Here is a 12,832-nt window from a genome sequence, read left to right on the forward strand (position 1 = left end):
CGTTGTGCGTCGCGGCGACGCCCGCCATGCTCCGGCGATCCGATGCCCCGTCGATCGCCCGATCCACCACCATGGCTGAAAGGCGCCCATGCGCTTTCGCGACATCTCCTGGTTCCTTCCGGCCCTGACCATCGTCCTGACCATCGTCCTGGCCGGCATTCTGATCGGCGCGCCGATGATGGTGCTGAACGGCTTCCCGCTGACCTTCGACGACACGCCGGGCTATCTGGAGCCGGCCTTCAACATCCTGCACCGGGCGGCCCAACCGGCCTGGACGCCACCGGCCGACCTGTCGCCGCACGGCCCCGTCTCGACCAACATCTTCTTCCTGCGGCCCTTCGGCTACATGCTGTTCCTGCTGCCCTTCGCCAGCGGCTGGGGCCTGTGGCTGATCCCGCTGGCCCAGGGCATCCTGGCGGCGGCGGTCCTGCGCGCCGCCTTGAGCGCCTGCTTTGCCGCCGGAGGCGCGGCGATCCGGCCGGGAGCCTTCCTCGGCATCGCCGCCGTGCTGGGGTTGACCACCAGCCTGTCCCTGCATGTGGCGACGATCATGCCGGATTTCCTCACCGGGCTGCTGATCCTGCTGGTCTATGTCGTCGCCGTCCGCTGGCCGGCGCTGACCATGGCGCAGCGGTTGCTGGTCATCACCACCCTCACCGGGATGATCGTCTCCCATCTCAGCCATCTGGCGATCCTGGGCGGGATGACCGTCCTGCTCGGGCTGTGGGCGTTGTGGCGGGACCGCGGAATGCTGCGGTCGCTGGCCTGGGGAGTGCTGCCGCCGATGCTGCTGGCGGCCGGACTGCTGACGACCGCCAACCTGCTGACGGCGGGGCGGGCGGTGCTGTCGGAAAGCTCCCCCGTCTTCCTGCTGGCCCGGCTGATCGGCGACGGCCCGGCCCGCGATTATCTGGCCGAAGCCTGCCGCAGCCGCGATTACCTGCTGTGCGGCAGCCTGGACCGGCTGGACCGCAGCGCGCCGGGCTATGTCACCTCCGACTATTTCCTCTGGCATCCCGACGGCGCCCGCCGCCGGTTCGGCGACCAGCCGCGCTTCGTGGAGGAGGCGGCGGAGATCGCCCATGACACCATCGCCACCCGGCCGCTCGCCGTCGCCGGACACGGGCTGGCGAATGCCGCCGGACAGCTTCTGAAGGTGCAGCCGGACGATACCCTGGACGATCCGGTCAAGCCGCTGACCCGCCGCCTGTTCAGCCGGTTTCCCGCGACGGTCTATGCCGCCTTCGACCAGTCGCTGCAAACGCGGCGGATCTTCCCGCGCGACGGGCTGGCCCTGGTCCAGGATTTGGCGCTGTCACTCGGCGGACTCGGGCTCGCCGCCCTGGGGCTGGGCCGCTGGCGGCGGATCGACGGCCGGCTGCGGATGCTGCTTCTGGTGATCGGGCTGGGGTTGGCGCTGAACGCCATCGTCACCGGCGGCTTGTCGGCGGTCCATGACCGCTATCAGAACCGCGTCATCTGGCTGTTGCCCTTCGCCGCCCTGGTTCTGCTGGTGGCGGCCCGCAGCCGCGACGCCCTGCCCGCCGGGCGCGGGGATCACGAGCGAAGGGATCATGAGCGCGGGGATCAGGCGGCCGGGTGGAACACGCCGCCGGGCATGGGCGCCGGAACGCCGGTGGTTCCCGGCAGGCTGAGCGGCAGCCCGAGCCGGCTGCGCACGGCGAGATAGCCGAAGGCCTGGGCCTCCAGCGCGTCGCCGTCCCAGCCGACCCGGTCGGCCGGCTCGACGGGCACGCCCAGCCGGTCGGCCAGCATCGCCATCAGCGTGGCGTTGTGACGCCCGCCACCGCAGACCAGCCAGCGCACCGGCGCCGCCGGCAGATGGGGCAGCACGCGGGCGACCGAGCCGGCGGTGAAGGCGGTCAGGGTGGCGGCGCCATCCTGCGGCGACAGGCCGGCCACCGGCGCCGGGTCGAAGGCGTCGCGATCCAGCGACTTGGGCGCCGGACGGTCGAAATAGGGATGGGCCATCAGCGTGGCCAGCGCCGCATCGTCGACCAGCCCCGCCGCCGCCAGCGCGCCGCCGGCATCGAAGCGGCCGAGCCCGTGGCGCAGCACCCAATCATCGATCAGGGCGTTGCCCGGCCCGGTGTCGCAGGCGACCACCTCGGCCTCCCCACCCCCTGCCTGCCCGCCCCCTGCCTCCCCGCCGCCCGCCGGCTCAGGCCCGATCCAGGTGACGTTGGCGACGCCGCCGATGTTGAGGATGGCGAGCGGACGCGGCAGCCCATGGGCCAGTGCCCGGTGGAACAGCGGGACCAGCGGCGCCCCCTGCCCGCCGGCGGCGACATCGGCGCTGCGGAGATCATTGACCACGGCGATGCCGGTCGATGCCGCCAGCCGGGCGCCGTCGCCGATCTGCCGGGTCAGGCGCCGGTCGGGATCATGGTGGATGGTGTGGCCGTGAAAACCGATCAGCGCAACCGCCGCCGGCGGGACGCCCGCCCGCTCCAGCAGGCGGCGCACCGCGTCGGCATGGGCCTCGGTCAGCTCCCGCTCCACCCCGGCCACCGGCTCGCCGCCATCGGTACGGCCGAGACAGCCGCGCAGCCGGGCGCGGAACGCGTCGTCATAGGGGATGGTCAGGAAGCCAAGCGCCTCCACCCGGTCACGGCCGTCGGTGCGCAGCAGGGCGGCGTCGATGCCGTCCATCGACGTGCCGCTCATCAGGCCGACCACCGTGCGCAGCCCCTCCGTCGCTTCCATCATCCGCTCCGCGTCCCCTGAAAGATGCGGAACACCCTAACTCAACTGAGCCAGAGTTGCAGCATCAGCCGCTCGCGGCTGACCGGCGGGGTGGCCCGGTGGTAGCAGGAGGTGTCCTCCAGGAAGCCGGTGCCGGCCGGCCCCTGCACCACCAGCATGCGGTCGCGGGCGAAGCGGGCGAACAGCTCCTCGTCACGGGCGTTGGCGGAGCCCAGCAGCATCCGCAGCGACTTGCCCTGGTGGCTGCCGCGAACCAGCGCATGCTCGCCGGCGCCGGGACCGACATCGGTCAGATAGAATTGCGCCGAACAGAAATGGAAATCATGGACATCGTAATGCCAGTCGATGGTCTGGCCCAGCCGCCGGCGCTCGTCGTCGTCGGCGTCGGTGACGAAACTCCAGAACAGGCGCGGGATGATCTTGCTGGCGGGAAAGCCCAGGAAGGCGCCGGCGCAGTCCATCAGCAACGGGTCGCGGCAGACCCGGCGCACCGCCGGGCAATCCAGCGGATCGGGAACGATGCCCATCACCGCGGGCGATCCATCCTCAAGCCGGCCGTTGCGGACGGACTGGCGGTGGAACATGCGGTCGTCGCGCAGCCGGCGCTGCAAGGGGGAGTGGGTGGCGAACTCCACCATCTCCTCCACCAGCGGCCGGGGCAGGTCGAAACCGAAGGCGATCGACTGGCGCCGCAGGTCGGCCAGGGCGCGCTCCACCGTCTGGCCGGCGAACAGGCTGGAGGGAAGCGGAGGCAGGGCGATGGGCGGACCGGCGGGCGCCCGCTGCCGCGAGCCGGGCGACAGGCGGCGCAGCGCGCTGTAGCCGCGCCGCACCGATTCGAACCGGCCCAGCGCATAGTGAAGCTCTCCGGCGACGAGGCGCCGGGCAATATTCGCAACATTCATGGCGTCTGCATCCCTGGAACGGCCGAAGGACCAAGAGCGCGGTGAGCGAACCGCGGCTGGTTGCGCGGCCTCTGGTGCCGGAATGCGCGAAGTGTAGGCAGGTTTGCGGTGTTTCCAAAAATACCCTTCTGGCGTACGACCACCTGTCGGGCGGCCACATGCCGGGAGGATAGCCGGGCCGGCGGGGCGCCCGCCCCGTCCGGTCCTTACCGGACGGAAAGGGGCCCCATCCCGCCATTCGCGGTTACAGCGCCTGCACCGCCTTCAGCACCGCGGCGACATGGCCGGTGACCTTCACCTTGCGCCAGACGTTGCGCACCACGCCGTCCTTGTCGATCACGAAGGTGGCGCGGTCGATGCCCATGTATTTGCGGCCATACATGCTCTTCTCGACCCAGGTGCCATAGGCCTCGCAGACGGCGCCGTCGCCGTCCGACGCCAGGGTGAAGGTCAGCTCGTGCTTGGCCTTGAACTTGTCATGGCTGGCGACGCCGTCCTTGGAGACGCCGATCACCACCGCGTCGACGGCGGAGAAGTCGGGCAGCTGGTCGCGGAAGCCGCAGGCCTCCGAGGTACAGCCCGAGGTGTCGTCCTTCGGGTAGAAATAGAGAACCACCGGCTTGCCGCGCAGGGCCGACAGGGTGACGCTGCCCCCGCCATCGGTCGGCATGGTGAAATCCGGGGCGGGCGATCCGACGTCTACGGTCATGGCTGCTCGAATGTCCTTCTCGTTGGTGGCGGGGGTGGGGAACCCTCAGGCCGGGGGCGTGGTGTCGGGTGGGGCCAGACGGCCCGCCGGCTCCTCGACCAGGGCCTTGAAATGGCCATGGGCGCGGGCGGCGACGGCACGGATTCTGTGGTCAAGCTCCGGGAAGTCAACAGCGCCCGGCTCGCGCCCGCCCGGAAAACCGGTGGGAAAGGCGGCGCGGACCAGCCCGGCCAGCAGGCTGGGCGCCACCTGGTCGGGGTCCAGCACACCCGCCGTGGTCAGCCGCAGGAAGCCCTGCACCCGCCGCCACAGCCGCAGCGTCGCCTCCAGCTCCTCCGCCACCGCCGGGTCCAGGGCGCCGGCCGCGGCGGCGGAGCGCAACGCGCTGGCGGTGCCGATATGCAGGATGCCCGGCCGCTCGTGGGCGAAGCGCAGTTGCAGATATTGGGCGATGAACTCGATGTCGATCAGGCCGCCGCGGGCGTATTTGACGTTCCAGACATTGGCCGTCCCGAACTCCTTGTCGATCCGGCGGCGCATGTCGGCGACATCCCGCAGCAGCCGGTCGGCATCGCGCGGCGCCGTCAACACCGAGCGGAACGCCGCCGACACCCGCTCCGCCAGGGCGGGGTCGCCGCCGATCACCCGGGCGCGGGTCAGCGCCATATGCTCCCAGGTCCAGGCGTCGCCGGCCTGATACTTGGCGAAGGCCTCCAGCGAGGTGGCGAGCGGCCCGGCATTGCCGGACGGGCGCAGCCGCATGTCGACCTCGTACAGCCGGCCGTCACCCATCGGCGCCGTGATGGCGTTGGTCAGGCGCTGGGTCAGCTTGATGTAATATTCGTTGGGCGACAGCGGCTTGGCGCCATCCGACAGGCGCGGCCCCTCACCCGGCGCCACGTCGTAGATCACGATCAGGTCGATGTCGGACGTGATCGTCAGCTGGCGGCTGCCCAGCTTGCCCATCGCCGCGACCACCCAAGCACCGCCGGGAATGCGGCCATGGCGCTGGGCGAACTCCTCCTCGACCCGGCGGGCGAGGTCGGGCACGACGATGTCGGCGAGATCGGCCAGGAAGACGCCGCAGCGGTCGCCGTCGGTGATGCCGCGCAGGATGTGCACCCCGGCGCGGAAGCGCTGGTCGTTGGTCCAGCGCCGCGACAGGGTCAGCGCATCCTCGAAATCGCGGGCCGCCGCCATCACGCGGGCATGGTCGGCGGCCAGCCCCTGGTCCCTGCCCGGCAGCGGATCGAAGAAATCGGGCGACAGCACCGCGTCCAGCAGCGACGGGTTGCGTGACAGGGTCTGCGCCAGCTGGGGCGCGATGCCCATGATCTCCGCCACCAGCTCCAGCAGCCAGGGATTGGCGACGAACAGCGAGAACAGCCCGACGCCGGCCGGCAGCTTGCCGAGGAAATCGTCGAAATTCATCAGCGCCGAATCGGGCGTCGGCGTCTTGGCCAGCGCGCTCAGCAGGGCCGGCGTCAGCTCGGTCAGCAGCTCGCGCGCGCGGGCCGACCGGGTGGCGCGGTAGCGGCCGCGGTGCCAGGCCGACACCACGCTGATGACGCGGGCCGGATCGGCGAAGCCCATGCCGGTCAGCGTTTCCACCGTGCCGGGATCGGGGTCGGTGCCGGTGAAGACGAGGTTGCCGGGACCGGACAGCGACGGCGCCTCCTCGAACAGCTCGGCGTAACGGTCCTCGACCTGCCCCAGCGTCGCCAGCAGCTCCGCCCGGAAACCGGCCGGGTCGTCATAGCCGAGGAAGGTGGCGAGATGCGCCACCCCGGCGTCATCGGCGGGAATGCGGTGGGTCTGCTGGTCGTCGATCATCTGGATGCGATGTTCGACCCGGCGCAGGAAATGATAGGCCCCCGCAAGCTCCTCCACCGTCTGCGCCGGCACCCGGCCGACACCGCAAAGCGCCTCGTTCGCCATCAGGGTCGGGGCGATGCGGACGCGCGGGTCGCGCCCGCCGAAGATCAGCTGCTGGGTCTGGGCGAAGAATTCGATCTCGCGGATGCCGCCCCGCCCGACCTTGATGTCGTGGCCGTTGACCGTCACCTCGCGGTGGCCCTTGTGGGCGTTGATCTGGCGCTTGATCGAATGGATGTCCTGGATGGCGGCGAAATCCAGGTTGCGGCGCCAGACGAAGGGTTCCAGGAAACGCAGGAAGGCGGCCCCCGCCTCCGGATCGCCGGCGATCGGACGGGCCTTGATCATCGCCGCGCGTTCCCAGTTCTGGCCGACGCTGCCGTAATAAATTTCGGCCGCGGAGACGGAAACCGCCAGCGGCGTCGCCCCCGGATCGGGGCGGAGCCGGAGGTCGGTGCGGAAGACGTAGCCGTCCTTGGTCCGTTCATCCATAATGCGGACAAGATCGCGTGCGAGCCTGATGAAGGTCCGTGCGAGGTTGTCCGGCTGGGGCGTCTGCACAACAGCGTCGTCGTACAGGACGATCAGGTCGATGTCGCTGGAATAGTTGAGTTCGCGCCCGCCAAGCTTGCCCATGCCCAACACGATCAGGCCCGAACCGATCCACGGCCGCTGCGGATCCGGCAGCGTCAGCGTCCCCGCCTCCGCCGCGCGGCGCAGCAGGAAAGCCGTGGCCAATCGCACCCCCGTCTCCGCCAGTTCCGACAGGGCGCCGGTGACGCGGAACAGCGGCCAGGCCCCGGTGATGTCGGCCAGCGCGATCAGCAGCGCCGCCCGCCGCTTCGCCACCCGCAAACCGGCCATCAGCCGGTCCATCGATTTTTCCCCGCCATGCTCGGCATGGAGGGAGGCGATCAGGGCGGCGAAGGTGGCGTCGAAGCCGTCCGTCAGCGTCCGGACGACGAAGGGCAGCTCCCGCGTCAGGCTGTGGCCGAGATACGGGCTGTTGCCGCACACCGCCGCGATCAGCGCCCGCCCCGGCTCCGACTCGGCGAAGGCCTCGGCCCAGGCCCGCGCCTCCGGCTCCGCCATGGCGGCCTGCTGGCGCCAGCGTTCCATCCCCTGCGCCGCCTGCGCGGCGTCGAAGGGCTTCGGCAAGGGGCTTGGGAACGACATGGACGTTGGCATGGGCGCTGGCATGGCGGCGGTCTTTCCTGCTCAAAACATGTGCAGAAAGCTGCACGCCTCGACGGATAAGGTCAATCTGAGCGTGCTTTTTTCGCATCACGGTGCCCCTTGATCCGTCGCACCACCAAGATTCTCACCCTGACGCTGACCGGAAGCGCCGCCGTCGCCATCGCGGCGGGCGGGCTGTTCGCCTGGCGACTGGCGCAGGGGCCGATCACACTCGACGCGCTGATCCCCTATGTCGAACGGGCGTTGAGCGACCGCGACGGCCGCGTCCGCACCGAAGTGGGGGAACTGGTGCTGTCGCTGGAGAGCGACGACGCGCTCCAGGATGGCGGCGGCCGGCGCCTGGACCTGCGCGCCCGCCGGGTACGGGCGCTGAACGCCGACGGGGTGGAGCTGGCGGCGGTGCCGGAGATGGGCATCGGCTTCTCCATCCCGGCGCTGCTGCGCGGCACGCTGTCGCCGACGCGCATCGATCTGGTGCGCCCGCGCCTCAGCGTGCTGCGCCGGGCCGACGGCAGCCTCGCCTTCGACGTGCGGGCGGAGACCGAACCGGACCGCAAGCCCGATGACGGCGCTCCCGACCTGATGGACGAGGCGCTGGAAAGCCTGCGCCGCCCGCCCGACATCGACCGGCCGCTGGGGCTGCTGCGCCGGCTGTCGGTGGCGGGGGCCGACCTGCGGGTCGAGAACCGCATGCTCGGCCTGTCCTGGCATGCCACCCGCGCCGACATCGTCCTGACCCGCGACGCCCAGGGCGCCCAGGGCCGCGCCCGCGTGACGCTCGATCTCGGCACCGCGGGCGGCGGCACAGCCGGCGGAACCGGGGCCGCCCGCGCGGTGACCGTCGCCGCCACCGGCCATTACAACATCGCCGACACCACCACCGACCTTTCCCTCTCCGTCGATGGGCTGGAGCCGGCGGCCCTGGCGGAGATCGGCCCGGCGCTGGCGCCGCTGTCGGCGATCAGGCTGCCGCTGTCGGGCACGGTGAGGACGCGGCTCGATTCGCGGTTCCAGCCCTTGACGGCCGACCTCGCGCTCAACAGTGGCGGTGGCGGTGGCGGCACCATCGCCTTGCCCGAGCTGTGGCCGCGACCCGTCTCCGTACAGAGCCTGGCGCTGCGCGGCACCCTGGATGTGGCGGGCCGGCGGTTGCGGATCGCCGATCTGGCGCTGAAGGCGGAGTCGCCCGACGACAGCGGCCCGCTGGCGCTGAATGGCCAGGGAGAGCTGGGTGAGACCAACGGGGCCCGCGATCTGCAAGCCCGCCTGTCGTTGACCGCCGGCGGCCGGACCGCCGGGCTGGAGCTGTCGGGACGGCAGGGACCGGACGGGAACGGCGGCGCGACGGCCCGCCTGACCACGCTCACCCCCGCCGCCATCGCCGGCCTCGCCCCGCCGCTGGCGCCGCTGAAGGCGGCCGAGCTGCCGCTGTCGGGAACGGTCGAGGTCGCCTTCGATTCCTTCCTGCGGCCGACCGGCGGCAAGGCCGACCTCAGCGCCGGCCGGGGACGGGTGATCCGGCCCGACCTGTTCGACGGGCCGCTGCCGATCGATTCGGCCCGGCTCCGCCTGCATGGCGACCGCGACCGCATCGAGCTGGACGGGCTGAACGCGGTCCTGGGCGAGAGCGGCGGACCGCAGCCGCGGCTGGAGGCCAGCGGCACCGCGCTGCGCCAGGGCGACCGCTTGACGGTGGAGGCGAAGACCGTCGCCCGCGCCGTGGCGCTGGACGAGCTGCACCGCTACTGGCCCCTGGTCGCCAGCCCCAACGCGCGGGAGTGGGTGACCCGGAACCTGTCCCGCGGAACGGTGACCGAGGCGCGGGCGGAGGCCACGCTCTCCCTGCCGCTCGGCGGTTCGGGGGGCTCGGGGGGCGCGGGCGAGCCCGATCTGACCCGCTTCCTCGCGACCATGGCGGGGGAGAACATCAGCGTCCGCTATTTCAACGACCTCACTCCAGTCACCGGCGCCGGGCTGGAGGCGACGACCGACGGCACGACCTTCACCGTCCTGACCAAGGGCGGGCGGATTCACGATCCGAAATCGGGCGACATCGAGCTTGGCGACGGCAAGGTGGTGATCGGCGGGCTGGACATCGGCAAGGAGACGATGGACATCCGCCTGCCCATCCAGGGGCCGGTCCGCTCGATCATGACCCTGATCGACATGCCGCCGCTGGGCTATCCGACCAAGCTGGAGATGGACCCCAAGCGCACCCAGGGCACGGCGGAGGCCCAGCTCCACTTCGCCTTCCCGCTGCTGGCCGACCTGAAGGTCGAGCAGCTGGAGCTGGACGTGGCCGGCAAGCTGCACAAGGTCGGGGTGGAGAAGGTGGCTGCCGGGATGAACGCCACCGATGGCGAGCTGTCGCTGGCGCTCGACCTGAAGGCGATGCAGATCAAGGGCGCCACCAAGCTGGACGGCATCCCGGTCGCCATCGATTGGACCGAGTCGTTCGACGGCGCCGCCAAGGGTCCGCGCACCCGCATCGCGGTGAAGGGCGACGCCACCGCCGACGACCTGCGCGCCCATGGCATCGACCTGGAGGACCGGGTGCAGGGCCCCTTCGGCGCCGACCTCCTGTTCACGGTCGACCGCAGGCGCAAGCTGGCGCTGACCGCCGCGCTGAACCTGGAGAAGACCCGGCTGTCGATCGAGGAGCTGGGCTGGGCCAAGCCCCCCGGCAAGCCCGGCACCGGCAAGCTGACGCTGGAGTTCGACAAGGACCGCCCGACCCGGATCAGCAACCTGACCATCGACGCCGGCGGGCTGAAGAGCGTCACCAACCTGGAACTGGCCGATGGCGGCAAGCGGGTGGCGCGGGTGCAGACCCCCAGCTTCACGCTGGGCCAGACCGACCTGCGCGCCGACCTGACCGTGCTGCCCCCGACGAAGCCCGGCGGCCCGTCCGGCGGCTATTCCGGCACCATCACCGGCGCCAGCCTGGACGCCCGTGGGCTGACCGGCAAGACGCCGTCGGGCGAGGGCGCGGTGACGCCGCCCAAGAAGCCGTCATCGGCCAGCGACGGCGGCCGCAACACCCCGCTGGACGTCACCATCAAGTTCGATTCGGTGGTGTTCGGCGACGGGCGACGGCTGCGGCAGGTCGCCGGCTCGCTGCGGCGGGACGCCAATGCCTGGACCCTGCTGGACGTCAGCGGACGCAGCGACGGCGGCGGCGTGTCGCTGAAATGGCGGCCGGGGCCGCAGGGCCTCTATGACCTCGCCATCTCCGCCGAGGATCTGGGGTCGGCCTTGATGGCGATGGACCTGAACGACCGCATGCGCGGCGGCCGGCTGACCCTGACCGGCCGGTCGGCGGAAGCGCGGGCCGATGCCGCCATCGTCGGCAAGGCGGAGATCCGCGACTACACGCTGATCGACGTTCCGGCCTTGGCCCGCATCCTCAACGCCATCTCGCCGTCGGGCTTCGCCGAGCTGCTGGGCGGCGGCAAGGGCATCAATTTCGGCCGCATGTCGGCGGAGTTCCGCAAGGAAGGCCGGACGCTGACGCTGAAGGATTTGCGCACGTCGGGCTCGGCGTTGGGCCTGACGCTGGAGGGCCAGATCGATCTGGACACGGAAAGCGCCAATCTGAGAGGCACCATCGTGCCGATCTATGGCCTGAACCGCCTGATCGGCCAGATTCCACTGCTCGGCGACGTGCTGAGCGGCGGCGAGGGCCAGGGCATCTTCTCCGCCACCTGGCATGTCCAGGGACCACTGTCGGACCCCGACGTGTCGGTCAACCCGCTGGCGGTGCTGGCCCCGGGCTTCCTGCGCAACCTGTTCTTCCTGGGCGACGGCGGCGCGACGGCGCCGGACACGAGGCCGCCGCCGGAGTCGCATATGAGGTGAGGGGTCAGCCCCCCACCTTCACCAGCGCGTGGCGCTTCTTGCCGGCGCTGAGCTTCACCACGCCGTCGGCGTTCAGGTCGGCGGCGGTCGCCTTCGCCGTCTCGTCGGCGATCGGTCCGTCGTTCAGCTTGGCGCCGCCGCCCTTGATCAGCCGGCGCGCCTCGCCCTTCGACGCCGCCAGACCGGCCGACACCAGCAGATCCACCACCGGCAGACCGGCCTCCAGATCGGCGCGGGCGACCTCGATGCTGGGCAGCCCGTCGGCGGCGGCGCCCTCCTCGAAGGCGCGGCGCGCGGTCTCGGCGGCCTCCAGCGCGGCCTCCTCGCCATGGGCCAGCCTCGTCACCTCGTTGGCCAGGATCTTCTTGGCCTCGTTGATCTCGGCACCCTGGAGGCTCTCCAGCCGGGCGACCTCGTCCAGCGGCAGTTCGGTGTAGAGGCGCAGGAAGCGGCCGACGTCGGCATCCTCGGTGTTGCGCCAATATTGCCAGAACTCATAGCTGCCGAGCTTGTCGGCGGTCAGCCAGATGGCGCCGGCCGCCGTCTTGCCCATCTTGGCGCCCGACGAGGTGGTCAGCAGCGGCGTGGTCAGGCCGAACAGTTCCGCCCCGTCGGTGCGGCGGCCGAGCTCGACGCCGTTGACGATGTTGCCCCACTGGTCCGACCCGCCCATCTGCAAGCTGCAACCATGGCGCCGCTTCAGCTCGACGAAGTCGTAGGCCTGGAGGATCATGTAGTTGAATTCCAGGAAGGTCAGCGGCTGCTCGCGCTCCAGCCGCAGCTTGACCGAATCGAAGGTCATCATGCGGTTGATGGTGAAGTGGCGGCCGATGTCGCGCAGCAGCGGAATGTATTTCAGCTCATCGAGCCAGTCGGCATTGTTGACCATAACCGCGTCGGTCGGGCCACCCGTTGTTCCTTCGGGGGCGAAGGTCAGGTATCGGCCGAAGATGCGCTTGATGCCCGCCATGTTGCCGGCGATCACCTCGTCGGTCAGCAGCTGGCGCGCCTCGTCCTTGCCCGACGGGTCGCCGATCTTGGTGGTGCCGCCGCCCATCAGGACGATCGGCTTGTGTCCGGTCTTCTGCAACCAGCGCAGCATCATGATCGGCAGCAGGCTGCCGACATGCAGGGACTCGGCGGTGCAGTCGAAGCCGATATAGGCGACGATCGGCCCCTTCCGCGCCCGCTCGTCCAGCGTGGCGAGGTCGGTGCACTGGTGGATGAACCCGCGCTCCTGAAGGGTGCGCAGGAACTCCGAGGCGGGAGCCGAGGGGGTCGTCGTCGTCATGGCCGCAATCCGGCAGTCGTTGGAAAGAAGGGCGGAGAATTACCGCGGTCTGTTAGCACGGAAACGGCCCCTGCCTCAATGCGGCGGCCCGGTCGCAACGGCGGGAACCCCGGCGGCCGCGGCTCCGTTCCCATCTCCAGACATCGCGGCGCCGCAGCAAGTGAAAACCCATATTCGAAACCTGGGAATTCGCGTGGATCGCCGACAAACGCAATTGACATTGATTCTCAAGACAAGCGGCCGCCTCGCTCTGTATTTCCAGCAGCATGG

The 12,832-nt window shown here is 70.7% G+C and carries 7 protein-coding genes; 2 read left to right on the forward strand and 5 right to left on the reverse strand.

Translation table 11 applies throughout. From position 1 onward, the window contains the following. The first annotated feature begins 88 nt into the window (after positions 1 to 88). Positions 89 to 1,690 carry a hypothetical protein gene (locus AZL_RS12670; protein WP_012974941.1) on the forward strand — a complete coding sequence of 534 codons (1,602 nt, stop codon included), beginning with the start codon at positions 89 to 91 and terminating at the stop codon, positions 1,688 to 1,690. Here AZL_RS12670 and AZL_RS34215 read toward each other — a convergent pair. The 4 genes from AZL_RS34215 to AZL_RS12690 all read right to left on the reverse strand — a co-directional run bounded on the left by AZL_RS34215 (position 1,588) and on the right by AZL_RS12690 (position 7,392). Continuing rightward, complete coding sequence (locus AZL_RS34215; RefSeq protein ID WP_012974942.1) at positions 1,588 to 2,730, reverse strand: anhydro-N-acetylmuramic acid kinase; 1,143 nt, start codon at positions 2,728 to 2,730, stop codon at positions 1,588 to 1,590. The two genes, AZL_RS12670 and AZL_RS34215, sit on opposite strands and share 103 nt — an antisense overlap. 38 nt (positions 2,731 to 2,768) lie before the next feature. Beyond that, positions 2,769 to 3,632, reverse strand: coding sequence for a hypothetical protein (locus AZL_RS12680; protein ID WP_012974943.1), 864 nt, complete (start codon positions 3,630 to 3,632; stop codon positions 2,769 to 2,771). 244 nt (positions 3,633 to 3,876) lie between these two features. Beyond that, on the reverse strand, positions 3,877 to 4,341 hold the full coding sequence (gene bcp / locus AZL_RS12685; RefSeq protein ID WP_012974944.1) for a thioredoxin-dependent thiol peroxidase: 465 nt from the start codon (positions 4,339 to 4,341) through the stop codon (positions 3,877 to 3,879). 45 nt (positions 4,342 to 4,386) lie between these two features. After that, positions 4,387 to 7,392 carry a bifunctional [glutamine synthetase] adenylyltransferase/[glutamine synthetase]-adenylyl-L-tyrosine phosphorylase gene (locus AZL_RS12690; RefSeq protein WP_042443799.1) on the reverse strand — a complete coding sequence of 1,002 codons (3,006 nt, stop codon included), beginning with the start codon at positions 7,390 to 7,392 and terminating at the stop codon, positions 4,387 to 4,389. A 120-nt stretch (positions 7,393 to 7,512) separates the two neighbouring features. On the opposite strand from AZL_RS12690, the gene AZL_RS12695 reads away from it, so the two are divergent. After that, positions 7,513 to 11,271 (forward strand): DUF3971 domain-containing protein, encoded by a 3,759-nt coding sequence (locus AZL_RS12695; RefSeq protein WP_042443099.1) that lies wholly within the window; start codon positions 7,513 to 7,515, stop codon positions 11,269 to 11,271. A 4-nt stretch (positions 11,272 to 11,275) separates the two neighbouring features. Here the strand turns inward: AZL_RS12695 and tyrS are convergent, their stop codons facing one another. Then, positions 11,276 to 12,562, reverse strand: a complete 1,287-nt coding sequence (tyrS, locus tag AZL_RS12700) for a tyrosine--tRNA ligase (RefSeq protein WP_012974947.1) — start codon at positions 12,560 to 12,562, stop codon at positions 11,276 to 11,278. Positions 12,563 to 12,832: the final 270 nt, after the last annotated feature.

This window comes from Azospirillum sp. B510, assembly GCF_000010725.1.
Taxonomy (GTDB): Bacteria; Pseudomonadota; Alphaproteobacteria; order Azospirillales; family Azospirillaceae; genus Azospirillum; species Azospirillum lipoferum_B.

Coding starts and splice junctions, on each gene's coding strand:
- AZL_RS12670 (WP_012974941.1), top strand. CDS start 89: ATGCGCTTTCGCGACATCTCCTGGTTCCTTCCGGCCCTGACCATCGTC.
- AZL_RS34215 (WP_012974942.1), bottom strand. CDS start 2,730: ATGATGGAAGCGACGGAGGGGCTGCGCACGGTGGTCGGCCTGATGAGC.
- AZL_RS12680 (WP_012974943.1), bottom strand. CDS start 3,632: ATGAATGTTGCGAATATTGCCCGGCGCCTCGTCGCCGGAGAGCTTCAC.
- bcp (WP_012974944.1), bottom strand. CDS start 4,341: ATGACCGTAGACGTCGGATCGCCCGCCCCGGATTTCACCATGCCGACC.
- AZL_RS12690 (WP_042443799.1), bottom strand. CDS start 7,392: ATGTCGTTCCCAAGCCCCTTGCCGAAGCCCTTCGACGCCGCGCAGGCG.
- tyrS (WP_012974947.1), bottom strand. CDS start 12,562: ATGACGACGACGACCCCCTCGGCTCCCGCCTCGGAGTTCCTGCGCACC.